23 protein-coding genes are annotated in these 21,175 nt (G+C 74.2%); 10 read left to right on the top strand and 13 right to left on the bottom strand.

Annotated elements, in window-relative coordinates:
• Positions 1 to 283: 283 nt before the first annotated feature.
• Positions 284 to 1,276 (bottom strand): helix-turn-helix domain-containing protein, encoded by a 993-nt coding sequence (locus tag ACH4J0_RS25700; protein WP_396242916.1) that lies wholly within the window; start codon positions 1,274 to 1,276, stop codon positions 284 to 286.
• Positions 1,277 to 1,328: 52 nt separating this feature from the next.
• Here ACH4J0_RS25700 and ACH4J0_RS25695 point away from each other — a divergent pair, with 52 nt between their 5' ends.
• Both ACH4J0_RS25695 and ACH4J0_RS25690 read left to right on the top strand, forming a co-directional pair.
• Positions 1,329 to 1,724 carry a cupin domain-containing protein gene (locus tag ACH4J0_RS25695; RefSeq protein ID WP_396242915.1) on the top strand — a complete coding sequence of 132 codons (396 nt, stop codon included), beginning with the start codon at positions 1,329 to 1,331 and terminating at the stop codon, positions 1,722 to 1,724.
• Between the two features lie 569 nt (positions 1,725 to 2,293).
• Positions 2,294 to 3,040 carry a hypothetical protein gene (locus tag ACH4J0_RS25690; RefSeq protein WP_396242913.1) on the top strand — a complete coding sequence of 249 codons (747 nt, stop codon included), beginning with the start codon at positions 2,294 to 2,296 and terminating at the stop codon, positions 3,038 to 3,040.
• A gap of 452 nt (positions 3,041 to 3,492) precedes the next feature.
• Here ACH4J0_RS25690 and ACH4J0_RS25685 read toward each other — a convergent pair whose 3' ends face one another.
• Positions 3,493 to 4,389: a neutral zinc metallopeptidase gene (locus tag ACH4J0_RS25685; protein ID WP_396242911.1), complete on the bottom strand. Its 897-nt coding sequence runs from the start codon at positions 4,387 to 4,389 to the stop codon at positions 3,493 to 3,495.
• Positions 4,390 to 4,530: 141 nt separating this feature from the next.
• On the bottom strand, positions 4,531 to 5,376 hold the full coding sequence (locus tag ACH4J0_RS25680) for a helix-turn-helix transcriptional regulator (RefSeq protein ID WP_396242925.1): 846 nt from the start codon (positions 5,374 to 5,376) through the stop codon (positions 4,531 to 4,533).
• Between the two features lie 86 nt (positions 5,377 to 5,462).
• Here ACH4J0_RS25680 and ACH4J0_RS25675 point away from each other — a divergent pair, with 86 nt between their 5' ends.
• Both ACH4J0_RS25675 and ACH4J0_RS25670 read left to right on the top strand, forming a co-directional pair.
• The gene (locus ACH4J0_RS25675) at positions 5,463 to 6,119 is read left to right on the top strand and encodes a class I SAM-dependent methyltransferase (protein WP_396242909.1); all 657 of its coding nucleotides are present in this window, start codon (positions 5,463 to 5,465) and stop codon (positions 6,117 to 6,119) included.
• A gap of 520 nt (positions 6,120 to 6,639) precedes the next feature.
• Positions 6,640 to 7,497: an NAD-dependent epimerase/dehydratase family protein gene (locus ACH4J0_RS25670; protein ID WP_396242908.1), complete on the top strand. Its 858-nt coding sequence runs from the start codon at positions 6,640 to 6,642 to the stop codon at positions 7,495 to 7,497.
• 384 nt (positions 7,498 to 7,881) lie between these two features.
• Here the strand turns inward: ACH4J0_RS25670 and fusA are convergent, their stop codons facing one another.
• The 3 genes from fusA to ACH4J0_RS25655 form a co-directional block, all read right to left on the bottom strand.
• Positions 7,882 to 9,996 (bottom strand): elongation factor G, encoded by a 2,115-nt coding sequence (gene fusA / locus ACH4J0_RS25665; protein WP_396242907.1) that lies wholly within the window; start codon positions 9,994 to 9,996, stop codon positions 7,882 to 7,884.
• A 366-nt stretch (positions 9,997 to 10,362) separates the two neighbouring features.
• Complete coding sequence (locus tag ACH4J0_RS25660) at positions 10,363 to 10,869, bottom strand: hemerythrin domain-containing protein (RefSeq protein ID WP_396242906.1); 507 nt, start codon at positions 10,867 to 10,869, stop codon at positions 10,363 to 10,365.
• Between the two features lie 78 nt (positions 10,870 to 10,947).
• The gene (locus tag ACH4J0_RS25655; RefSeq protein WP_396242905.1) at positions 10,948 to 11,862 is read right to left on the bottom strand and encodes a DMT family transporter; all 915 of its coding nucleotides are present in this window, start codon (positions 11,860 to 11,862) and stop codon (positions 10,948 to 10,950) included.
• Positions 11,863 to 11,911: 49 nt separating this feature from the next.
• On the opposite strand from ACH4J0_RS25655, the gene ACH4J0_RS25650 reads away from it, so the two are divergent.
• The 3 genes from ACH4J0_RS25650 (at position 11,912) to ACH4J0_RS25640 (ending at position 13,947) form a co-directional block, all read left to right on the top strand.
• A complete protein-coding gene (locus ACH4J0_RS25650; protein WP_396242904.1) occupies positions 11,912 to 12,475 on the top strand; it encodes a MarR family winged helix-turn-helix transcriptional regulator in 564 nt (187 codons plus the stop codon).
• Positions 12,476 to 12,578: 103 nt separating this feature from the next.
• Positions 12,579 to 13,133 (top strand): DUF6328 family protein, encoded by a 555-nt coding sequence (locus tag ACH4J0_RS25645; protein WP_396242903.1) that lies wholly within the window; start codon positions 12,579 to 12,581, stop codon positions 13,131 to 13,133.
• A gap of 214 nt (positions 13,134 to 13,347) precedes the next feature.
• Positions 13,348 to 13,947 (top strand): AAA family ATPase, encoded by a 600-nt coding sequence (locus ACH4J0_RS25640; protein ID WP_396242902.1) that lies wholly within the window; start codon positions 13,348 to 13,350, stop codon positions 13,945 to 13,947.
• Positions 13,948 to 14,091: 144 nt separating this feature from the next.
• Here ACH4J0_RS25640 and ACH4J0_RS25635 read toward each other — a convergent pair whose 3' ends face one another.
• Complete coding sequence (locus tag ACH4J0_RS25635; RefSeq protein ID WP_396242901.1) at positions 14,092 to 14,241, bottom strand: hypothetical protein; 150 nt, start codon at positions 14,239 to 14,241, stop codon at positions 14,092 to 14,094.
• Positions 14,242 to 14,396: 155 nt separating this feature from the next.
• Here ACH4J0_RS25635 and ACH4J0_RS25630 point away from each other — a divergent pair, with 155 nt between their 5' ends.
• The gene (locus ACH4J0_RS25630) at positions 14,397 to 14,927 is read left to right on the top strand and encodes an AAA family ATPase (protein ID WP_396242900.1); all 531 of its coding nucleotides are present in this window, start codon (positions 14,397 to 14,399) and stop codon (positions 14,925 to 14,927) included.
• Positions 14,928 to 15,079: 152 nt separating this feature from the next.
• Here the strand turns inward: ACH4J0_RS25630 and ACH4J0_RS25625 are convergent, their stop codons facing one another.
• Both ACH4J0_RS25625 and ACH4J0_RS25620 read right to left on the bottom strand, forming a co-directional pair.
• Positions 15,080 to 15,727, bottom strand: a complete 648-nt coding sequence (locus ACH4J0_RS25625; RefSeq protein WP_396242899.1) for a hypothetical protein — start codon at positions 15,725 to 15,727, stop codon at positions 15,080 to 15,082.
• Positions 15,728 to 15,759: 32 nt separating this feature from the next.
• Positions 15,760 to 16,176, bottom strand: a complete 417-nt coding sequence (locus tag ACH4J0_RS25620; protein ID WP_396242898.1) for a winged helix-turn-helix transcriptional regulator — start codon at positions 16,174 to 16,176, stop codon at positions 15,760 to 15,762.
• A 134-nt stretch (positions 16,177 to 16,310) separates the two neighbouring features.
• On the opposite strand from ACH4J0_RS25620, the gene ACH4J0_RS25615 reads away from it, so the two are divergent.
• Complete coding sequence (locus tag ACH4J0_RS25615) at positions 16,311 to 16,499, top strand: hypothetical protein (RefSeq protein WP_396242897.1); 189 nt, start codon at positions 16,311 to 16,313, stop codon at positions 16,497 to 16,499.
• A gap of 108 nt (positions 16,500 to 16,607) precedes the next feature.
• On the opposite strand, the gene ACH4J0_RS25610 is transcribed toward ACH4J0_RS25615, so the two are convergent.
• The 3 genes from ACH4J0_RS25610 to ACH4J0_RS25600 form a co-directional block, all read right to left on the bottom strand.
• The gene (locus ACH4J0_RS25610) at positions 16,608 to 18,212 is read right to left on the bottom strand and encodes an AMP-binding protein (protein WP_396242896.1); all 1,605 of its coding nucleotides are present in this window, start codon (positions 18,210 to 18,212) and stop codon (positions 16,608 to 16,610) included.
• A gap of 163 nt (positions 18,213 to 18,375) precedes the next feature.
• Positions 18,376 to 19,092, bottom strand: coding sequence for an HAD family hydrolase (locus tag ACH4J0_RS25605; protein ID WP_396242895.1), 717 nt, complete (start codon positions 19,090 to 19,092; stop codon positions 18,376 to 18,378).
• Between the two features lie 47 nt (positions 19,093 to 19,139).
• On the bottom strand, positions 19,140 to 20,165 hold the full coding sequence (locus ACH4J0_RS25600; protein WP_396242894.1) for a helix-turn-helix transcriptional regulator: 1,026 nt from the start codon (positions 20,163 to 20,165) through the stop codon (positions 19,140 to 19,142).
• A 96-nt stretch (positions 20,166 to 20,261) separates the two neighbouring features.
• Here ACH4J0_RS25600 and ACH4J0_RS25595 point away from each other — a divergent pair, with 96 nt between their 5' ends.
• Complete coding sequence (locus ACH4J0_RS25595) at positions 20,262 to 20,660, top strand: VOC family protein (protein ID WP_396242893.1); 399 nt, start codon at positions 20,262 to 20,264, stop codon at positions 20,658 to 20,660.
• A gap of 18 nt (positions 20,661 to 20,678) precedes the next feature.
• On the opposite strand, the gene ACH4J0_RS25590 is transcribed toward ACH4J0_RS25595, so the two are convergent.
• On the bottom strand, positions 20,679 to 21,137 hold the full coding sequence (locus ACH4J0_RS25590) for an ArsR/SmtB family transcription factor (RefSeq protein ID WP_396242892.1): 459 nt from the start codon (positions 21,135 to 21,137) through the stop codon (positions 20,679 to 20,681).
• Between the last annotated feature and the right edge of the window lie 38 nt (positions 21,138 to 21,175).

Genomic DNA, 21,175 nt, shown 5'->3' with positions numbered 1-21,175 from the left:
GCACAGGCAACGGCCCCGGCCCGCGCCGCCGGCGGGGTGACGGCCCCGCCGGCGGGCGGCCCCGCCGCGGCCAACCCACCCCTCCACGCCCCGCCACCACGAACGGCGCCCCTCACTCCGGCAGGTCACCGTCGCCGCCCAACCTCGAACCCATCAACTCCATCACCCTCGACCACCCCTAACCACCCCGACCAACAACCCACCCAAAGCAGGCGCCCCACCCAACACCCAAGCAGCAGCAGGGAAACACCGAACGGCCCAAACCCCCCGAACCCCGCCCCCGTCAGCTCACCCCGGGCCCGAACCGGCGCTTGTACGCCGACGGAGTGATGCCCGTATCACGACGCATGAGCAACCGCAGATTGGTAGCCGTTCCCAGCCCACTTCGCCGAGCCACGATCTCCAAACGCGACTCGCCCCGCTCGATCAATCGGCATGCCAACGCGAGCCGCTCTCCCGTGAGCCACGTCAACGGGGTCGTTCCCAGTTGCGCCCGGAAGCGACGGTGCAGCGTCGCCGGACTGACCGCCGCCCGCGTCGCGAGGTCCGAGACCGTGAGCGGTGAGTCGAGCCGTTCCTGTGCCCAGGCCAGGACGGGAGCCAGGGACTCGTCGGGAATGTCGGGCACGGGACGCTCCACGAACTGCCTCTGCCCACCGTCGCGGTGCGCCGCGAAGACCAGTCGCCGGCTTACAGAGTTGGCGACCTCGGCGCCGTGGTCTCGGCGGACCACGTGCAGACCGAGGTCGAGTGCGGCCGCGCTTCCAGCGGCGGTGAGGATGTCACCGTCGTCCACGAACAGCACGTCCGATTCGAGGTGGACAGCGGGGAAGCGGGCCCTGAAGGCATCCGCCCACTGCCAGTGGGCGGCGGCCCGGCGCCCGTCGAGGACTCCGGCCTCGGCCAGGGTGAAGGCGCCGCTGCAGAAGCCCATCAGGCGTGCCCCGCGCGCATGCGCCCGCCGGACGGCGTCGAGCACGGCGGGTCGGCGGGGCACTTCGACGTCGGGGCGGTTGGGGACGATCAACGTGTCCGCGGTATCGGCCACCTCCAAGCCGGCGACTCCCGTGAGCGTGAAGAATCCGTCCCGCATCGCCGTGCGGGGCTCGGGAGAGCAGAGCCTGAAGTGGTAGAGGTCGCGGCCGATCTCCGGCCTACGGAGGCCGAATACCTCGGTCGCGCAGCCGAGCTCGAAAGGGTTTGAGTTCTCGTCCACGATCACGACCACCCGGTGAACGCCCACCGCATGAGCCTCGTGCGAGGATTCTTTCGCCATGTGCAATTCCTAGCACTCACGCCGACCTGGCAGAACGGCTCAGGATGAGCCCATGAGCAACCAACCGATCCCCCTGGGCGAGGCTCTGGCCTCCTTCGATGCGCTGTGGAGCCCCCGCATCGTCACGCGTGTCAACGACTACGACGTCCGGATCGCCAAGGTCCAGGGTGAACACCTCTGGCACACCCACGACGACACCGACGAGTTCTTCCTGGTACTCGACGGGGAACTGCACATCTCCTTGCGCGAGCCCGAGGGCGAGCGGACGGTCCTGCTGCCCCGGGGGGCGGTCTTCACCGTCCTTGCGGGTACGGAGCACAAGCCGTCCGCGCCGTCCGGCGCCGCGATCCTCTTGTTCGAGCCGACCGGGACGCCGACCGTGGGCGACCGCCACGACGAGATCCCCGACCACGTGGACGCGACCACCGGGCACATCCTCAACGCATGAGCGGACTCGCGAAACGCTCCCTGGGCTCCACCCCGGTTCCTCGCTCTCCCTCGAACCGGGCGGGCCCCTCCGTCCCGGGCGGTTTCCAGGGGCCGACGTCCGGACGCCCCCGAGACCGACGCCCTGCCGATGGAGGCGAACATCCGCAACCGCCCGCTCCGGGGCGATGCCCGTCGTGCGCTGGGGTCTGTCCTCGCCAACGGCCCGACCGGAGCCAGAACTGACGTGCGAAGAGCAGCCGGTGTCCGGTAGCGTGCGCGAAGGAGTGCCGGGAAGCCTGGTCGGCGTGCAAGGGACAGCTGTGTCCGCGAGCCGGTCCGGGGGGGTGCGCGTGGCGCTCGGCACGAGGTCCGTCGGCATGCCGTCGGCCCGGCCGCGGCTGTGGACCCGCCGCTTTCCGCGCCGGCCCCGAGCCCGGCCCCCTCTTGAGAGGGCTTCAGCGAATTTCGACACCGTCCGGCGCCGCGGCCGCCCGGTGCCGTCGCACCCCGGCAGGGGGCGGGGCGGCACGCCCCGCGACGGCGACCGGACCCTCCGGCCCACGCACCGGACCCGGGGGGAGAACCGTCATGACCAACCGTCCTTCACCGTCACCCTGGACCCGCACCGGCGGCGCGCTGCTCGCCGCCGCGGCACTGGTCCCGGCGGCGACCGCCTGGTACCTGCTCGCCGTCATGCTTCCCGACGACACCGAGCGGTACCACTCGTACACGACCGCCGCGCCCTGCCCGGCGGGGAGCCCGGGCGCGGCGGTGGAGGAGTGCGTGCGCACCGTGCCGTTCACCGTCAGCGGCACGGTCGTCCACAGCGCGGGCAAGAGCTCCAGGTTCCGGGCGACGCTGGACGGCGCGCCGATCTGGAGCGGTGAGGTGGGGTTCGGTGACGCCGGTCCGCTGCTGGATGCCCTGAAGCCCGGCGACCGGGTGGACGGCACGGTGTGGCGCGGCCGGGTGATGCGTCTGGAGCGGGCCGGCATCGCACAGTCCTCCTACGACGCGCCCCGCAACGAGGCGCAGTTCACTGCCGGAGTGGGCACCTTCACCGCGCTGCTGGCGGTGTTCGCCGCCGCCCTCGGGGTATTGCTGTGCACCGGCCGCACCGCCTCCGTGGCCCTCACCCGGTCGCTGTTCCTGTGGACACTGCTCGCCTGCGGCGCGCCCGCGGTGCTCGCGTTCTGGGCCGGCCTGCCGTGGTGGACGGTGCCGGCCGTGGCCGTCCCGGCGGCGCTGGCCGCGGCGGAGGGAGTGCGGCGCCATTACACGAGGACGGCTCCGCGCGGGTCCCAGGAGTTGGTGGACGGCCGGCTGGCCGCCTGACGTCCCACCTCGTTCCTCCCGACCGGGGTCTGCCGCCCTGTCGTCGACGGGGCGGCAGAACCCGGCCGTTGGTGGGGCCCAGGCGGGGTGCAGGCCCGGGTTGCCGGCCTCGGTGACGAAGGAGGCGGCGGTGGCGACGGTGCCGCCGGGGCGGGTGATGCGGGAGAGGACGCGGTGGCCGGCGCGCACGCGCCGGCGGTCCATGGTGACGTCCAGGGCGTAGGCCACGTGGACATCCACGGTCGGCAGCACCAGGTTCTCAGCGGCCCGGTCGACGGCGGACAGGAGGGTTCGCGGGCGGCCGGGTAACCGTCCCGGGCGTCCATGGAAAGCTTGGAGCGCGCGGCGGTGGTGTTCCGGCGGCGGGAGAGGACGACCCGCTGGGTGCGGCGGTGAACGCCCGGGCCGTAGTGGGCCCGGGCGCGTATGGGTCGGATCAAGCGGTCCCGGGCCTAGATCTTGCCGGAGAACGTGTCGCACTGGGTCAGGTCGCCGCTGCGGTAGCCGGTGGTGAACCAGGCCTTGCGCTGGTCGGAGGAGCCGTGCGTCCAGGCCTCCGGATTGATCCTGCCCGTGGCCTGCTTCTGGATCCGGTCGTCGCCGACGGCCGCGGCCGCGTCCAGGCCCTGGGCGATGTCCTGGTCGGTCAGGGCGGCGATCAGCGGACGGCCGGTGGAGGCCTGCGGGGTCGTGGTGGCGTGGTGGGCCCACACTCCGGCGTAGCAGTCCGCCTGCAGTTCCAGGCGCACCGAGGCGCTGGTGGCGCCCTGGCGGTCGTTGCCGACCTTCTGCATCGTGCCCAGCAGGGTCTGCAGGTGGTGACCGTACTCGTGGGCGACGACGTAGGACTCGGCGAACGGACCGCCCTTGGCGCCGAAGCGGGTGGACAGCTCGTCGAAGAAGCCGAGGTCGAAGTAGGCCTTCTGGTCGCCGGGGCAGTAGAACGGGCCCACCGCGGAGGTCGCCGGGCCGCAGGCGGTGGAGACCCGGTCGGTGAACAGCACCGTCTGGGCGGGCTTGTAGGCCGTCTTGGTGCGGCGCGGCAGCTCGGTGCTCCAGAACTCCTGGAGGCTGTTGGTGACGGCCGTGATCCGGCAGTCCTGGCGCTTGTTGGCGTCCGCGCCCTTCTTGCAGGACTGCTGCACCTCGCCGTCGGTCCGCACCCCGGAGGAGGAGGTGCCGCCGCCGGAGGACAGGCCCAGCAGCTGGGGGTCCACCCCGAGGACGACCGCGATCAGCACCGCGATCAGGCCCACCGCCCCTCCCCCGATGGCGACCTTCCCACCCGGGATGCCGCGCCGGTCGTCCACCTGCGAGGTGTCCAGGTCCCCCTGGTCGTCGAACTGCATGCCCCTGCCTGCCCACTTCTTGTCGATCCGCCGGTGTGTCGATGTGCCGCTTCGCCGCTTCGTCGCTTTGGTGGCGGTCTGCGCCTCTCGCGGCCCGCCCAGCCTACGGGCAGCGGGCCCTGACGCGCCGCAGCCGTCGCGTCACACCGCGGAGTCCTGGGCGCCGACTCCGACCACCCGCAGCAGCTCCAGGCGGGAGGCGGTCTCGCTGCCCGCGGCGGCGGTGTGCACCAGCAGCAGCTGGTCCTGCCCGCCGGCGGCCAGCACCTCGCACTCCAGCTCCAGCTCCCCCACCACCGGGTGCAGCACCCGCTTGCGGCCGCTGCGCCGCAGCGTCACCTCGTGGCGCTCCCAGCAGGAGGTGAACTCATCACCCGTGGCGCGGAGTTCGGCGAGCAGCTCGGCGACTCGCCGGTCGCCGGGGCGGGCCGCCTGGGCGGCGCGCAGGCCCGCCACGTGGGCGCGGGCCAGCGCCTCGTGGTCCTGCGGCGGGAACAGCGCACGGCTCGCCGGCTCGGTGAACCAGCGCAGCAGCAGGTTGCGCCGCCCGGGCGCCAGTGCGGCGATGTCCCCGAACACGGCGGCGGCCATCGCGTTCTGCGCCAGCACGTCCCCCAGGTCGGAGACCACCTGCGCGGGCGTGTCGTGCAGGCGGTCCAGGATCAGCAGCAGCCCGGGGCGCACATGGGTGAGCGGGCCGTGCCGGCGCGGCGGCTCGTGCCCGGCCAGGTGGAACAGGTGGTCCCGCTCGTCCTCGCTCAGCCGCAGCGCCCGGGCCAGCGCCGCCAGCAGCTGCGGTGAGGGCTGCGGGCCGCGCCGCTGCTCCAGCCGCGCGTAGTAGTCCACCGACAGTCCGGCCAGCTGCGCCACCTCCTCCCGGCGCAGCCCGGGGGTGCGGCGCCTGGCCCCCGGGGCCAGGCCCACGTCGGCGGGCGTCAGACGGGCGCGGGAGCGGCTGAGGAAGTCGGCGAGGGCCTCACGGTCGATCATGTCGCCCAGCATGGCGCGGACCGGGGTGCAGTAGCCAGGGACCGCCGCTCCCCGGTCGGCGGTCGAGGACTAGGGTCGTCCCCGTGTCCGATTTCTCGTCACCCCCGTCGCTCCCGTCCCACCTGACCGCCACCGCCGACGCCTACGACGCCGTGGCCGTGCGCTACGCCGACCTCGTCAAGGACGGGCTGGCCCACCTGCCGCTGGACCGCTCCTTCGTCACCGCCTTCGCCGACCTCGTGCGCGCCGCCGGACCCGCCCCGGTGGCCGACCTGGGCTGCGGCCCCGGCTACCTGACCGCGGCCCTGCGGGACGCGGGCCTGGACGCCTTCGGCATCGACCTGTCGCCCGCCCTCGTCGCCATCGCCCGCCGGACCTACCCGGGCCTGCGCTTCGAGGTCGGCACGATGGACGCCCTGGAGACGGCCGACGGGTCGCTGGGCGGCGTGGTGTCCTGGTACTCGCTCATCCACGCCCAGCCCGAGCAACTGCCCTCCTACCTAGCCGAGTTCCGCCGCGTCCTGGCCCCCGGCGGGTACGCCCTGCTGGGCTTCTTCGAGTCCGAGGGCGCCCCGGTGACCCCCTTCGACCACAAGGTCACCACCGCCTACCGCTGGCCGGTGGAGGCCCTCGCTGCCCTGGCCACCGATACCGGCTTCACCGAGACCGCGCGCATGCTGCGCCAGCCCGGTGAAGGCGAGCGCTTCCGCCGCGGCCACCTCCTCCTGCGCGCCGCCTAGGCTCCGGCTCCGTCCCCGCCAGGCCGGTCCGCCGGGGGCCGACCGGCGGGGCGGGCGGGCCCGCGGCTTCTCCCACGGGTGGTCGGAACCCTGACCGGCAGGTGCGCGTGGCTCGTCGGTGGCGTGCCGTAGGGTCCGCCCGTGATCGGGGACTGCGACGGGGAGGAGCTACGGCCACGGTGTCGTCTTCATCAGCCCCGATCACCGCGACGGCCGCTTCTTCTGGGATCGCCCATAAGGAGCGTGCCCGCGTCGGCGTGCGCGCAGGGCGGCCGGCCATCGCCTGCGGTGGCCCGGGCCTGACATCGCGTCACCGTGGACCGGACGTTGCTCGACGGCCGCCTGGCCCGCTTCGACGAATCGCAGGAGGAGGGGTCAGCAGGTTCGTGCAGTCCTCGACGTGGGACCCCAGCCAGGGATCGGGAGTCCCTGGATCGGCGGGTCTCTGCCGCTGTCACTGCGTGGCGGGCAGGGTGGTGGGCGTCGGAGAGAGAGCGATCCCGGGGAAGGGGACGGACGCATGCGGCGGATTCTGGTGACGGGGGCGACCGGTTCGGTGGGGCGGCGGCTGGTGCCGCGGATGGCACGGTGGGCCGGGGCTCAGGGTGGTTCGGTGCGGGTGCTGGTGCGGGATGCGGCCAAGGCCAAGGCGCAGGGGCTGGACGGGGTGGAGGTGATGGTCGGCGACCTGCGCGAACCGGCTGACCGCGCAGCGGCGTTGGAGGGCGCGGAGGTGGTGCTGAACGTGGCGGCGGCGCTGCGCGGGGTGCCGGACGAGCAGGCGTGGGCGGTCAACCGGGACGCGGCCGTGGCGCTGGCGCACGAGGCGGCGGAGGCCGGGGTGGCCAGGTTCGTCCACACCAGCACCAACCTGGTGTACGGGCGGGGGCTGGGCCGCCCGGCCGTGGAGCAGGACGAGCCGGCGCCGCACCCGGCGTGGGGTGTGTACGCGCAGTCCAAGGCGCAGGCCGAGGCGGGGCTGCGCGAGCTGGGGGACGAACTGCCGCTGGTGGTGGCCCGGTTGGCGTTCGTGTACGGGGAGGGGGACCCGCACCTGGCGCAGTCGCTGCACTGGGCGGCGTCCTGGCCCGCCCACCAGCGCCTGGCGGTGGTGCACCACGCGGACGTGGCCCAGGCGCTGTGGCGGGCGGTGGTGACCCCGGGCATCGAGGGCCGCACCTACAACGTGTCGGACGACGCCCCGCTGACCGCGTGGGACCTGCACACCCTCAACGGCCTTACCCACCCGGGTGGTGGGGAGCAGGAGGAGTTCGACCCGTGGGAGGGGCAGGTGTCCACCGCGGCCGCCCGCCGGGATCTGGGCTGGCGCCCGCTGTACCCCTCGGCGTGGGCGGCGGCGGAGGCCGGTGCGCTCTGAGCCCCTCGGACGCCGGGATCCAGGCGATGAGCCGCTCGTGGTGGTCGACGGCCGCGCTCGCGTGCGGCCAGGGGCCGACGGCGGCGGCGATGGCGGCCCAGAAGCGGTCTCCTGTGCCCAGGTGCTGCGCCAGGTCGGACAGCGTCCACTCCAGGCAGGTCGCCACCTTGGCGTCGAGGCTCGGCGCGGCGGCGATCGCGGCGCGGAAGGCGATCGCGGCGCGGAAGGCGATCGGGCGTTCGTCGATCAGCCGCAGCAGGTCGGGGAAGTCCGGGTTCTCTCGCACCGCCGGGTGCCTGTCACCGTCACGCGGGGCGGAGCCAGTGAAGGTGTCGAGCAGGGGCCCGGCCCGCCCCCGGTGGCGGGGAGGGCCGGGCCCGGGTGTCAGCCTGCCGGGGTGGGGGCCGGGGCGTAGCCGGCGGGGCGGGTGGTGAATGCGCCGCGGCCCTGGGTGCGGCTGCGCAGGCGGCCCGCGTAGCCGAACAGTTCGGCCAGCGGCACCAGCGCGCTCACCCGGGCGGTACCGTCGTGGCCGCCATGTCCCCCGTGGCCGCCGTGGCCGCCCCGCCCGGTCGCGGTGGTGCCCTGGACGGTGGCGCGGCGGGCGGCCAGGTCCCCCAGTACGCCGCCCAGGGCGTCCTCGGGCACGGTGACGGTCACCTCCGCGAGCGGTTCCAGCAGGTGCAGCCGGGCCGCGCGCAGCGCTTCGCGCAGGCCCAGGCGGGCGGCGGTGCGGAAGGCGAGTTCGGAGGAGTCCTTGGGGTGGGTGGCCCCATCGGTGAGGGTGACGGCGATCCCGGTGACGGGGTGGCCGCCGAGCGGGCCCTCGGTGAGGGCGTCGCGGCAGCCGGCCTCGACGGCCTGCACGTATTCGCGCGGCACCCGTCCGCCGGTGACGGTGGAGGCGAAGGTGAAGCCGTCGGCGGCGGGCGCCACGTCGAGGACGAGGTGGGCGAACTGGCCTGCGCCGCCGTCCTGTTTGGCGTGCCGGTAGACGAAGCCGCTGACGCCTTCGACGAGGGCTTCGCGCAGGGCGACCTGGGGCCGTCCGACCACGGCCTCGACGCCGGTGTCTCGGCGTACCTTCTCCACGGCGACCTCCAGGTGCAGTTCCCCCAGTCCGGACAGGGTGCGCTGGCCGGTCTCGGGGTCGGTGGCCAGGCGCAGCGAGGGGTCCTCCTCCGCGAGGCGGGCGAGGGCGGCGGCGAGCTTGTCGGTGTCGGCGGCGCGGCGGGCCTCGACCGCGACGGTGACGACGGGTTCGGCGCTCACGGGGGCCTCCAGGAGGATGGGGTGGTCGGGGTCGCACAGGGTGGCGCCGACGCGGGCGGTCTTGGGGCCGATGACGGCGACGATGTCGCCGGCCAGGGCGTGGTCGGTCTCGGTGTGGCGGTCGGCCATCACGCGCAGGATGCGGGCGATGCGTTCGGTACGGCCGGTGGCGGCGTCCAGGACGGTGTCGCCCTTGCGCAGGGTGCCGGCGTACAGGCGCAGGTAGGTGAGGCGGCCGGTGGGGGCGGCGGTCACCTTGAACGCCAGTGCGGTCAGGGGCTGTTCGGGGTCGGCGCCACGCTGTCCGTCCTGGTCGGCGGCCCGTACGGGCGGGGTGTCCAGCGGTGAGGGCAGGTAGGCGACGGCGGCGTCCAGCAGTGGCTCGACACCGCGGTTGCGGTAGGCGGAGCCGCCCAGGACGACCACGGCCTCGCCGGTGCGGGTGAGTCGGCGCAGGGCGGCGGTGAGGGTGGCGGGGCTGAGGGCGCCGTGGGTGCAGTACTCCTCCAGGGCTTGGGGGTCGAGTTCGGCCACCGCTTCGTCCAGGGCGTGGCGACGGGCGGCGGCCTGGTCGGAGAGGTGGGCGGGGACGGGGCCTTCGGCGAGGGTGCCGTCGTCGTCCCAGGTGAGGGCGCGGTGGTGGATGAGGTCGACGACGCCGGAGAAGGCGTCCTCGGCGCCGATGGGCAGGTGGACGGCGAGCGGGTGGGGGTGCAGGCGTTCGCGGATGGAGGCGACGGCGGCGTCCAGGTCGGCTCCGGCACGGTCGAGTTTGTTGACGAAGGCGATGCGGGGCACGCCGTGGCGTTCGGCCTGGCGCCACACCGATTCGCTCTGCGGCTCCACACCGGCGACCGCGTCGAACACGGCCACGGCGCCGTCCAGGACGCGCAGGCAGCGTTCGACCTCGTCGGCGAAGTCGACGTGGCCGGGGGTGTCGATCAGGTTGATGCGGTGTCCGGCCCAGGCGCAGCTGACGGCGGCGGCGAAGATGGTGATGCCGCGGTCGCGTTCCTGGGGGTCGAAGTCGGTGACGGTGGTGCCGGTGTGGACTTCGCCGCGCTTGTGGGTGGTGCCGGTGAGGTAGAGGATCCGTTCGGTGACGGTGGTCTTGCCGGCATCGACGTGGGCGAGGATGCCGAGGTTGCGGACGGCGGCGATGCCCGCGGTGGCCGTGGTGGCGACGGTGGTGGTGGCGACGGTGGTGCTGGTGGTGTCGGTGCGCATGGCCCGGTTGCCTTTCGAGGGGCGGTACTGGCGGGGTGGGCGCGCGATTGACACAGTGCCGCTTGGGGAATTCTGACTGTCCGTCAGCTCCAGGCCCGGAAGAGTTCGTGCCGCGTGGAGAGGCGGACGGTTCAGGCGATGGCGGCGCTGCTCCGGTGCCGGCCGCGCAGCGGGCACCGGAAGGGCGGAGACACCAGGATCACCTCGTACCGCGACGCGGGAGAGGGGGCGGCGGCGCTGTGCTTCGGCATGGCCGCTGCGCCCCCTCTCTGCTGTCTCGCGCGTCGGTACGGTCGGGCGTCCGCACCTCCGGGGTGCGGCCGCGTGGCGAGTGTAGGGAAGCCGTGGCCGGCGGGGCCAAGGATTTTACGGCGACGGCTTCTGGGGCGCACGGAAGCGCAGCACCGGCTGCGTCCAGCCGCCCCCGGCGTGCACTGCGGCATCCAGGGCGGCGCCGATGGCGCGTTCCTCGTAGCCGAAGTGGGATTCCATGATGGCGGCCAGTCCGTCGAGTTCGCGTGCGATCGCCTCCAGGTCGGCCCCGTCCTTTCCGGCGGCCTGTTCGGCGAGTTCGCGGACCCGGGCCAGGAGGGTGGCGATGAGGCCGTGGTCCTCGACGAGTTTGGCGACGGTGGGCGCGAGGTCGGGGCGTTCGCGCACCAGGGCGGCGAACAGGCCTTCGTCTTCGCCCTGGTGATGGTTCGTCAGAGCCGAACAGTACGCCAGGCAGTGGGCGAGCAGGGAGTCGTCGGCTCGCTGGTGTCGTCGTCCCAGAGCGGAACGGACACCTGTCAGGCGGCGGCGCAGTTCGTTGTGCGCCTGGGAGAGTTGGAGGCTGGGGGCGGCCGTACGGCCGGTGATCGGGGAGGCCACGAGCGGGCGGTCCCTTCGGTCGCGCACCTCCATGCCTGGCGCGGTCCGCCACCGGCACGCGATGCTGCGCCCATCCGATCACGGCACGCGCGGACCGGGCAAGTCCGCGCTCACCGCCGCGGCCGCTGCGCCGGCGCGGGCGCGGGCGCGGGCGCGGGGCCGTCCGAGCAGGATCCCTGCGACCACCAACACCAACCCCAGCCCCTGGCGCAGCCCCAGTTCGTCGCCGTCCAGTGCCGTGCCGAGCAGCACCCCGGTCAGCGGGTTGAGCAGGCCGAGCAGGCCGACGGTGCCGGCCGCCAGGTGTCGCAGGCCGGCGAACCAGCAGGCGAAAGCGAGGGCGGTGGCGGCCAGGGTGACGTAGCCGAAGGCGAGCAGGGTGGAGCCCCGGAGCGGCGGCGGGGCGCCCTCGGCGCCGGCGGCCAGTGGCAGCAGCATCAGGCCGCCGGCGGTCAGCTGCCAGGCGGTGGCGGCCAACGGGTCGGCGCCCTCGCGCCAGCGGGCGGCGAGTACGTAGCCGACGGAGGAGACCAGCATGGCGCCCACCGAGGCCGCCAGCCCGGCCCGGTCGGGCGCGCCGGCCGCCCCGAGGACGGTGAGCGCCACCCCGGCCAGGCCCACCACCGCCCCGGCCAGATGGGCGCGGTGCGGGTGCTGCCCGGCCAGCGCCCAGGCGGTGAGCAGCATGGCCAGCGGGGAGGCGGCCATGACCGTGGCGGCGGTGCTGGTGGGCAGCAGCTGGGAGGCGAGGTACAGCAGGACGAAGAACACCGCAGTGTTGAGCAGGCCGAGCAGGGCACTGCGCCACCACCAGGGGCCGCGCGGGCGGCGACGCGCGAGGGCGAGCAGCAGCAGTCCGGCGGGCAGGGCGCGCAGGGCGGCGCCCCACAGCGGGCGGTCGGCGGGCAGGTAGGCGTGGGTGACCCAGTAGTTGGCGCCCCAGGCGATCGGGGCGAGGGCGGTCAGCAGCACCCACCGTGCATTGGCTTCCATGGAAGACAATATAGCTTCCCTGGAAGCTAGCTGGAGGTAGGATGCGCCCATGGACCACCGGCACCACCCGCACGAGCACCAGCACGAGCAGCACCCGGACGGCGCCGACCGGGTCGCGCTGATCCAGGCCGCGTGGCACCGCGAGCGGCCCGACCTCGACGTCTCCCCCCTGGGCGTGATCGGGCGCCTGCACCGCCTCGCCGCCCGCCTGACCGCCGAACTCACCCTCGTCTACCAGCGCTACGGCCTGAGCGAGGGCGAGTTCGACGTGCTCGCCACCCTGCGCCGCGCCGGCGCCCCGTACGAGCGGGCCCCCGGCGAGCTGGCGGCGCACACCATGGTCACCACCGGCGCGATGACCAAGCGGATCGACCGCCTGGAGCGCGGCGGCCTGGTCACCCGCCGCCCCGCCGAGAACGACCGGCGCGGGCGCGTGGTCGCCCTCACCGAGGCGGGGCTGCGCCTCATCGACGAGGCGTTCACCGCCCACGTGCGCAACGAGCACCGTCTGCTGTCCCACCTGGGCCCCGACGAGGCCGTCGCCCTGGAGACGCTGCTCATCGCCTGGCAGCAGCGCCTGGAGGGCGCCGGGCCGACGGGCGGTACCGGCTGACGGGGCCGACGGGACGGTACGGGCTGACGGGGCCGACGGCTGACGGGCGATATGAGCAGCACGGGCGACATGGGCCGGCCCCGCGGCGAGCAGAATGTGACGCATGACCACCCCTCCCCTGCCCGGCCGCGGCGACGACGACGACGACCCCGACCGCCCCCACGCTCCCGACCATCCCGACGAGCCCGTTCCCCCGGGATGGGAGAACCCGGCGGTGCGTGCCGACCGGCGCCTGGTGGAACTGTTGCAGGAGCTGCGGGTGCTGCAGACCGGCGTGCAGATCGTCTTCGCGTTCCTGCTCGGCGTCGCCTTCACCCCGCGCTTCTCCCAACTGTCCGACGCCCAGCAGGACATCTACGTCGCCACCCTGTTGCTGACCGTCGTCGCCGCCGCCGTCCTGGCCACCCCCGTCGCCCTGCACCGCGGCCTGTTCCGCCACCCCGCCAAGGCCCGCATCGTCGACGTCTCCGCCCGCATCGCCCAGCTCGGCCTGCTGCTGCTCGCCACCGCCCTCACCGGTGCCGTCCTGCTGGTCCTGGACGTCATCCTCGGCACGCCGGCGGCCGTCGCGGTCAGCGCCGCCATCGCCCTGATCTTCGCCGCGTTGTGGTTCGTCCTGCCCTGGGCGGTGCGCCGCGCCACCCGCGAGAGGCCCTGAGCGCCCGGCCGGGGTTCGCCGCCGGCCCCTTCACCGCCGCCCGCCCGTACCGGCCGGGGCGAGTACGGCGGCGGCGGTGCCGGGGACCAGACCTTGGGCCGGCTGCCGGGCGCCGGGGGCCGGGCCGGGAGGCGCCGCAGTCCGGACGCCTCCCCCACCCCTACGACCCCGCCGGCCCTCCGAACGGATGACAACCTCCCATTAGTGTGACCGTATGCACACCGACCACCGCCCCTGGGACGTCCTGCTGATCGGCGGCGCCTCCGGCATCGGCAAGAGCCGCGCCGCCGCCCACCTCGCCGCCGCGAGCGGCGCGTTCACCGTGGAGTTCGACGACGTCGTCGCCGCCCTGCAGGCCGCCACCACTCCGGCCACCCACCCCGGCCTGCACCACTTCACCGCCGCCCCGGCCCAGGACCTGAGCACCGAGCGGGTGCTGGACCTGCAGATCGCCACCGCCCACGCCCTGGACGAGGCTCTGCTCGGCGTGGTGCACAACCGCCTGAGCGTCGACGTCCCCGCCATCGTCGAGGGCGACTACCTCAGCCCCCGGGCCGCCGCCCGCGCCGCCGCCGAGGCCACCGCACAGGGCCGGCACCTTGCCGCGGTGTTCCTCCACGAGGGCGACGCGGCCCGCATCAGCACCAACTACGCCCAGCGCGAGCCGGATCGCGGCCCGCAGAACGAGCGTGCCGCCGTCAGCGCCCGATACTCCGACTGGCTCGCCGCCCAGGCCCGCGCCCACCGCCTGCCCGTGGTCGACTGCCTCCCGTACGACACCCTGCCGCAGCGGCTGGCCGCCGCCTGGGCCTGAATCGGCCTGGGCGGCGGCGCCCTCCGGCCGCGGCACGGGGCCGTTACCCGGCGGGAGCGTCCTCGATGTCCGAGATCAGCTTGGTGCTCAGGTCGCTCTGCTTAGCCAGCCGGGTGTGCCCGGCGTCCGGCCCGCTGCCCCAGGTCAGGGGGACCGTGCTGAACGGTGCCCGGCGCCCGAGTCGTGGTGGCCCACCTCCCACGCGGTGGGCATGTCCTGGACGCGCAGCACGCCGTCGGCGTCCACCGCGGAGTCCGGGCTGCCACCGCGCACCGGGTTTCCGGGCTGGGTCATGACGGTCCCCTCCGCCCCGGGCCCGGTGCGGCGCCTCGCCACTCGCCTGGCCGATTCGGCCGTCCGCGGGGCACAACGGTCCCGGGCCCGGGCAGGTTTCGGGTACAAAGTCACAACAGGCGGTGCGCGTGGACGGGTTGGACGGGAGACGAGCGGTGCTGATCGTGGTGAGCGGCGGGCCGGGCAGCGGGAAGACGACACTGGCGCACGCGCTCGCCCGGGCTCTCGGCTGCCCCGCGGTGTGCCGCGACGAGGTCAAGGAGGGCCTGCTTCACGCCGGCGCCCCCTCCCCCGCGCCCTCCCCCGACGAGGTGGTGCGCGACGCCTTCTTCGACGTGCTGGGCGTGTTGGTGCGTGCCGGGGTCAGCGTGGTCGCGGAGGCCGCCTACCAGGACCGGGTGTGGCGCCCCCGCTTGGAACCGCTGGCCGCCCGCACCGAACTGCGGGTGGTGCACTGCCGGGTGGATCCGGCCCTCGCCCGCCGCCGGATCGCCGAGCGCCTCGCCACCGGTCGCCACCGCGCCGCCCACGCCGACCGCGACCTGCTCGCCGCCCCGCCCCGCGCCGGCAACCTGCTGGACGACTTCACCCCGCTGTCCATGCCGGGCGTGCCCCGCCTGTGCGTGGACACCACCGACGGTTACGATCCCCCGCTGGCGGACATCGCCGCCTTCACCCGCCCCTGAACGGTCGCGAACCCGGTCGCGGTGTCCGCCGCCGGCGTGGAACGATCACAGCACACTGCTGGTCACCGTTCGAGTTCGCCGTCCAGGCCTTCGCCACAGTCGAAGACCGCGACCGGCCACCGGCCACCGGTCCGGGTCCGGGTCCGCCGGGCTCAGGCGAAGGCGGACCAGGCCTGGTCGGTCAGGCGCGCGGCCTGGTCGACGTGGTGCTGCAGCTGTTCGGAGCCGGTGAAGCGCAGCCGGACCGTCAGGTGGGCCGATGTGCGCTCGCACAGCTGGACGTTGGTCTTGTCCGGGGTGACGTCCTGGCCGGTCGGAATGGGCTGGTAGAAGACCAGGCAGGAGACCTGGCCGATGGTGACGACCTCCGAGTTGGGTTTGGCCTGGCCGAGCTGGGCCGCGTCGACGTAGGGCGTGTAGGGCTTGGGACTGACGGCGCGTACGGCTTCCAGGACGAGGAAGTCGCGCATGCCGTCGTCGGTGTACTGGCGCACCGTGGCGGCGGCGCCGCCGTAGGCCTGGGAGAGGGCGCGGGTGCCGCCGGCCTCGTCGGCGGCGGCGTTCCTGGCGAGCGGGGCGTTCGTCGCGGCGGTGAGCGGGGTGAAGCCGCCGGGCAGGCTGTCGGGCGCGTGCAGGTCTTCGCCCAGGCCGCCGAACGCGGCGGCGGTGGCGGGGCCGCCGCCGTCGCCGCCGCTGCCGGTGAGCAGTAGGGGGACGCCGGCGATGAGGAGTCCGGCGACCAGGCCGGCGGCTGCGGCGACGGTCCTGCTGCGTGGCGCGGTGGTGCTCCGGTCGGTCACAGTGCTTCCTTTCTCTCTGAGTTGACTACCGGTCAGTTGCTCCGGGTGGCGGTGTGCCGGTGGTCGTAGTCGGCACGGGCGGCGAGGACGTGGGGCATGTGGATTTCCGCCCAGGCCTTGATCGAGCGCACCAGCGGCAGCAGGTCGCGTCCGAGCGGGGTGAGGGCGTAGTCGACGCGGGCGGGGACGGTGGGGGTGACGGTGCGGTGCACCAGGCCGTCGCGTTCCAGGGTGCGCAGGGTCTGGGTGAGCATCTTCTCGCTGACCCCGGCCAGGCGCCGGCGCAGGTCGCTGTAGCGCTGGGGTCCGTCGGCGAGGGCGTTGACGAGGAGGCTGACCCACTTGTCGCCGATGCGGTCGAGGAGTTGGCGGGCCGGGCACTGGGCCAGGTAGGCGTCGTATCCGGCCCGCTCGGCGGCGCGGCGCTGGGCGGCGGTCATGGTGGGCATCGGCCTGTCCCTCTCCTCTGGGTGGGTTGCGCACCTTGAGGTGCGTCCTTCCCGGTGGGGAGTAACTCTCCCTACGTTGGGCGGTGTTGGCAAGCGTTGCCGATGGTTGCTGGTTCTCGGAGGAGTGGGGTGCGATGCGCGCGGTGGTGGTACGGGACTTCGGCGGTCCCGAAGCGCTGGAACTGGTTGAGGTGGAACGGCCGGTGGCGGGCGCCGGGCAGGTGCGGGTGCGGGTCGAGGCGGCCGGAGTGAACCCGGTGGACGCCCTGACCCGCTCGGGTGCACCGGCCGGGGCGGCGCGGCGCAGGCGCTGGACCTGCTGAGGCTGCCCGCCGGTGCCACCCTGCTGGTGACGGGCGCGGCGGGGGCGTGCTGGCGCCCTGACCGGCGCCGGCACCGGGCCGCCCACCCGCTTCCCTGGTCCGGACGGCTCAGGGCGCCGAGGCCGCCGCCCGCAGGCGCTTCTTGTCCGGCTTGCCGACGGACGTCAGGGGGATCGCGTCGACCAGGTGCAGGGCCTCGGGGGCGTAGATCCGGCCCTTGCGGGCGGTGACGAAGGCACGGACCTCCTCCAGCCGCGGCTGCTGCCCCGGCGCGGGGACGACGGCGACGTGGACGTGCTCGGACTCCTGGGTGTCGCGCACGCCGAACACGGCGCACTGGGCGATCGCCGGGTGGGTGAGCAGCAGGTCCTCGACCTCGGACGGGTAGACGTGGCCGCCGACGACGATGATCAGGTCCTTGAGGCGGTCGGCGAGGTAGAGGTAGCCGTCCGCGTCGAAGTAGCCGATGTCGCCGGTGTCCAGCCACCCGTCCCGCAGGACCCGGGCGGTGAGCTCGGGCTGCTTCCAGTACCCGGCCATCAGGGTGTCCGAGCGGACGTGCACCTCCCCCTGCTCGCCGGTCGGCAGCACGGTGCCGTCGGCGCCGTGGATCTCCACCTCGACGCCCGGCAGCGGGCGGCCCACCGAGAGCTGGCCGCCGTGGCCGATGCGGTCGTGCTCGGTGGGGCCGAGCATCGCGATGTTCTGCGCCTCCGACATGCCGTAGCCGCTCACCAGCACGGGGCCGAACACCTTGAGGGCCTCGCGGATCCGGGTCGGGGAGGCGGCGCAGCCGCCGTAGGAGACGCGCCGCAGGCTGGACAGGTCTGTGCGGGCGAGGTCGGGATGGTCGAGGAGCTGGTAGAGCAGCGGGGGCAGCACCCACAGATCGGTGATGCGTTCGCGTTCGACGGCGGCGAGGACCTGGGCGGGGTCGAAGGTGCGGTGGAGGACCACGGATCCTCCGTGGTGGAGGGTCAGGTCCGACAGGACGCCGGCGAGGTGGGCCAGGGAGGTGGCGGCGAGGAGGCGGGGCGGTTCGTCCCCGGGGCGGGGGTCGCCGTAGGGGAAGTCGAAGGCGCTGCGGTAGGGGCCGTGCAGGCTCAGGATGCCCTTGGGGATCCCGGTGGTGCCGCCGGTGTGGCGGATGCCGAGGTCGTCGTCGGGGCCGATGCGGACGGCGGGCTCCTCGGCGGGACGGCCGGCGGAGGCGGCGATCACGTCCTCGCCGATGGCGACACCGGCGCCGTCGGAGCCGGGGCCGTCGGGGCCGGGGCCCAGGGTCAGGACGGCGGGCACGTCGATCAACGACAGCAACTCGGCGGCGCCCGCGTAGCGTTCGGCGTCGACGAGCAGGACGGTGGTGTCCACGCTGGCCGTGATCTCGGCCAGGACCGGGGCACTCATCCCGTCGTACAGGTTGACCACCCGCGCGCCCGCCAGACCCGAGGCGTAGCGGGCGCTGAGCGCCTCGGCGGTGTTGCCGGTGAGCAGGGTGACCGTCGCGCCGCGGCCCACGCCGCGGGCGATGAGCTCGTGGGCGAGGCGGTAGGTGGCGGCGGCGAAGTCGCCGCCGGTGATCTCGACGCCGTCGGCGGTGGTGACGGCCCGCCGGTGCGGGTCGGAGACCAGGGACCGGAGGATCAAGGCGGGTGCGCTGACGAACTCCCGCGCGGGCATGGCCACTTCTTCTTCTGCGGAGGGGGCAACCATGTCCCCACCCTAGCCCCGGCCCCGTACGGCCCACCGGAAAACCGCGGACACCCGCCCGCCGAAACCGCTGATGCCGCCCACGCTGGCGGCCAGCACACAACAGGAGTCGAACCGGCCGAAATCCTGCCCGCGCCGGGGGCCGACGTCGTGGGGCGGGCGGGGGTCAGGCGGCCAGGGTGGGAGCGAGGGTGGCGAGGGTGTGCAGGACGTGGATGCCGGGGCCGACGGGGGTGTCGGTGGCGGCGCGGTCGAGCCAGAAGGCGTGGAGCCCGGCGTCCCGGGCACCTTCGGCGTCGAGGGTGTACTTGTCGCCGACGTAGGCGACCTCGTGCGGGGGCAGGCCCAGGGCGGCGCAGCCGGCGTGGAAGATGCCGGGAGCGGGTTTGGCTTCGCCGTGCTGGTCCGAGCAGACGAGGACGTCGCCGAGGTGGTCGAGCAGGCCGATGGCGCGCAGTTTGCGGCGCTGGTGGTCGGCGTCGGAGTTGGAGACGATGCCGAGCCGGTAGTGCGGGGCGAGTTGCAGGAGGGCGGGCTCGGCGTCGGGGAAGGCGCTCCAGGCGGCGTCGCGGTGGGCGGCGTAGCCGGCGAACCAGGCGGCGGCCTGTTCGTCGCTCAGGTGCTCGGCGCCGTCCTGGCCGAGTTGGGCGAGGAACTGGCGGGTGCGTTCGTACTGCTGGCCGCGCAGGGTGAGTTCCCGGGCGAGGTAGCGGGCGTACTGGTACTCCATGATGCTGCGCCACAGGGCGACGGCCGCCTGCGGGGTGGGGAAGCGGTCCAGCAGCCCGACGTCGCGCAGGTGGGCGAGGATGCCCGCCTCCTCCGAGCCGGAGTAGTCGAACAAGGTGTCGTCGACGTCGAAGAGTACGCCCCTGATCGGCATGAACCGTCCTTTCCGTTGTCACCGCGAGCTGCGGTGCGCTAGGGACCCTACGCGCCGCTTGTCCGTGCGCCGGAGGCGAGGCGGTCGGCGAGTGCGGTGACCAGGTCGCGCAGTTCGTCGGGGCGCTCGATGACGAACGGCCGGTCGAGTGCGGCGAGCACCGGGGGCAGCCAGTCGAGCCGTTGCGCCCGCAGCTCGACCCGCAGCCAGCGCTGCTGCTCGGGTGCCCCGTCGTCCGGGACCGTACCGGGTTCGTGCTCCTCCAACCGGGCGACGGAGGCGGGCAGGTGGGTGCGGACGTGTTCGGGCGTCGCGTTGATGCGCAGGGTCACCCGGTGGCGGTAGTCCGCGGTGGCGAAGCCGGTGAGCACGCGCCGGGCGAGGTCGTGGTCCGGGTCGGAGCCGGTCGGTTCCGGGAAGGAGCCGGGCAGGGTCCTGGCGTCGGTGACGCGGTCCAGCCGGAAGGTCCGTTCCTCGTCGATCCCGGTGTCCTCGCCGGTGACGTACCAGCGGCCGGCGTGGGCGACGATCCCGCGGGCGTGCAGGGTGCGCTCGCTGCGCCGGCCGTCGCGGCCGGTGTAGCGGATGGCGAGGGGCCGGCGGTGGCGCACCGCGTCGGCGACCGTGAGCAGGACGTCGGCGTCGGGGGTGTCGGCGGTCTCGGGCGGCCCGGGGCGGTCGGTGAAGGCGAGGGCGTCCTGGAGGGCGTCGAGGCGGCGGGCGGTGTGCCGCGGCAGTACCCGGCGGATCTTCGCCGTGGCCGTCTCGTTGGCGGTGCGCTGGGTGGTGGTCAGCGCGGTGCGGCGTCCGGCGAGCAGGCCGAGGAGCACGGCCAGTGCCTCGTCGTCGCTGAGCATGAGCGGGGGCAGGCGGTAGCCGGGGGCGAGGCGGTAGCCGCCGTAGCGGCCGCGTACCGATTCCACGGGCACGTCCAGCTCGATCAGCCGGTCCACGTAGCGGCGCACGGTGCGTCCTTGGACACCGAGGCGGTCGGCGAGTTCGGCCACGGTGCGGGTGCCGCCCGACTGGAGGAGTTCCAGGAGGGTCAGCACGCGGGCGGTGGGTCGGGGCATCTGGGCAACCTACCGCGGATAGGGGACCGGTTCTGTCCGGTATTGCTCCTAGCCTACGGAACGCAAGGTTTCAGCACGCACGGCCAGGGAGATTCCATGGACTTCGTCTCGATCCGCATCATCACCGGCGACGTCGCCCGCCTCGTCGGGTTCTACGAGCGGGCCACCGGGGGGCGGGCGGTGTGGGCCACCGAGGACTTCGCCGAGCTCAGGACGGCCCGCGCGACCCTCGCGATCGCCTCCACCCGTACCGTCCCGCTGTTCGCCCCGCGCTGCGCCGGCCCGGCGGACAACCGCAGCGTGATCACCGAGTTCCTGGTCGACGACGTGGACCGGGTGCACGAGGACCTGGCCGGTGTCGTCGCCGACGTCGTCGCCGGGCCCGCCACGATGCCCTGGGGCAACCGGTCGCTGCTGGTTCGCGACCCGGACGGCAACCTCGTCAACTTCTTCGCGCCCGTCACCCCGGAGGCCGTGGCGAGGCTGGCACGCTGACGCCGCCGCGCGGCACCCTCAGTCGGACCCGGACCCGGACCCGGACCCGGCCCCGGGCGCGGGTGCGGGTGCGGGTGCGGGTGCGGGTGCCGACGCGAGGAGGGCGTCCAGCAGGCCGGGGAAGCGGGCGTCCAGGTCGGTGCGGCGCAGGCTGACGAAGCGGTTGCGGCCGGCGACCCGGGTGGTGGTGACGCCGGCCTCGCGCAGGACACGCATGTGGTGGGAGACGGTCGACTTGTGCAGGTGGTCCAGGCCCAGGTCGCGGGGTGCGCAGGAGTGTTCGGCGCCGTCGGCGTAGCTGAGCAGCAGACGCATGCGCACGGGGTCGCCGAGGGCGTGCAGGACGGTGACGAGGTCGATGTCGGCGGTCGCGGGCTGGGGAAGCCGCTCCTCCTCGCCCAGCCGCGCGGCGCTCACGTGCGCGGGGATCGTCGGCGCGGCGGTCATCGGAGCAGGGGTCGTCGGCGCGGGGGTCATGGTCTGGCTCCGATCCTCGGGGGTGCGGCGGCGGTGGA

The sequence above is a fragment of the Kitasatospora sp. NPDC017646 genome (assembly GCF_044329365.1).
Taxonomy (GTDB): domain Bacteria; phylum Actinomycetota; class Actinomycetes; order Streptomycetales; family Streptomycetaceae; genus Kitasatospora.
Note: the sequence above shows the minus strand (reverse complement) of the source record. Positions and strands in the feature narration are given on the sequence as shown.

Coding starts and splice junctions, on each gene's coding strand:
- ACH4J0_RS25700 (WP_396242916.1), bottom strand. CDS start 1,276: ATGGCGAAAGAATCCTCGCACGAGGCTCATGCGGTGGGCGTTCACCGG.
- ACH4J0_RS25695 (WP_396242915.1), top strand. CDS start 1,329: ATGAGCAACCAACCGATCCCCCTGGGCGAGGCTCTGGCCTCCTTCGAT.
- ACH4J0_RS25690 (WP_396242913.1), top strand. CDS start 2,294: ATGACCAACCGTCCTTCACCGTCACCCTGGACCCGCACCGGCGGCGCG.
- ACH4J0_RS25685 (WP_396242911.1), bottom strand. CDS start 4,389: ATGCAGTTCGACGACCAGGGGGACCTGGACACCTCGCAGGTGGACGAC.
- ACH4J0_RS25670 (WP_396242908.1), top strand. CDS start 6,640: ATGCGGCGGATTCTGGTGACGGGGGCGACCGGTTCGGTGGGGCGGCGG.
- fusA (WP_396242907.1), bottom strand. CDS start 9,996: ATGCGCACCGACACCACCAGCACCACCGTCGCCACCACCACCGTCGCC.
- ACH4J0_RS25655 (WP_396242905.1), bottom strand. CDS start 11,862: ATGGAAGCCAATGCACGGTGGGTGCTGCTGACCGCCCTCGCCCCGATC.
- ACH4J0_RS25650 (WP_396242904.1), top strand. CDS start 11,912: ATGGACCACCGGCACCACCCGCACGAGCACCAGCACGAGCAGCACCCG.
- ACH4J0_RS25645 (WP_396242903.1), top strand. CDS start 12,579: ATGACCACCCCTCCCCTGCCCGGCCGCGGCGACGACGACGACGACCCC.
- ACH4J0_RS25640 (WP_396242902.1), top strand. CDS start 13,348: ATGCACACCGACCACCGCCCCTGGGACGTCCTGCTGATCGGCGGCGCC.
- ACH4J0_RS25635 (WP_396242901.1), bottom strand. CDS start 14,241: ATGACCCAGCCCGGAAACCCGGTGCGCGGTGGCAGCCCGGACTCCGCG.
- ACH4J0_RS25620 (WP_396242898.1), bottom strand. CDS start 16,176: ATGCCCACCATGACCGCCGCCCAGCGCCGCGCCGCCGAGCGGGCCGGA.
- ACH4J0_RS25615 (WP_396242897.1), top strand. CDS start 16,311: ATGCGCGCGGTGGTGGTACGGGACTTCGGCGGTCCCGAAGCGCTGGAA.
- ACH4J0_RS25610 (WP_396242896.1), bottom strand. CDS start 18,212: ATGGTTGCCCCCTCCGCAGAAGAAGAAGTGGCCATGCCCGCGCGGGAG.
- ACH4J0_RS25605 (WP_396242895.1), bottom strand. CDS start 19,092: ATGCCGATCAGGGGCGTACTCTTCGACGTCGACGACACCTTGTTCGAC.
- ACH4J0_RS25600 (WP_396242894.1), bottom strand. CDS start 20,165: ATGCCCCGACCCACCGCCCGCGTGCTGACCCTCCTGGAACTCCTCCAG.
- ACH4J0_RS25595 (WP_396242893.1), top strand. CDS start 20,262: ATGGACTTCGTCTCGATCCGCATCATCACCGGCGACGTCGCCCGCCTC.
- ACH4J0_RS25590 (WP_396242892.1), bottom strand. CDS start 21,137: ATGACCCCCGCGCCGACGACCCCTGCTCCGATGACCGCCGCGCCGACG.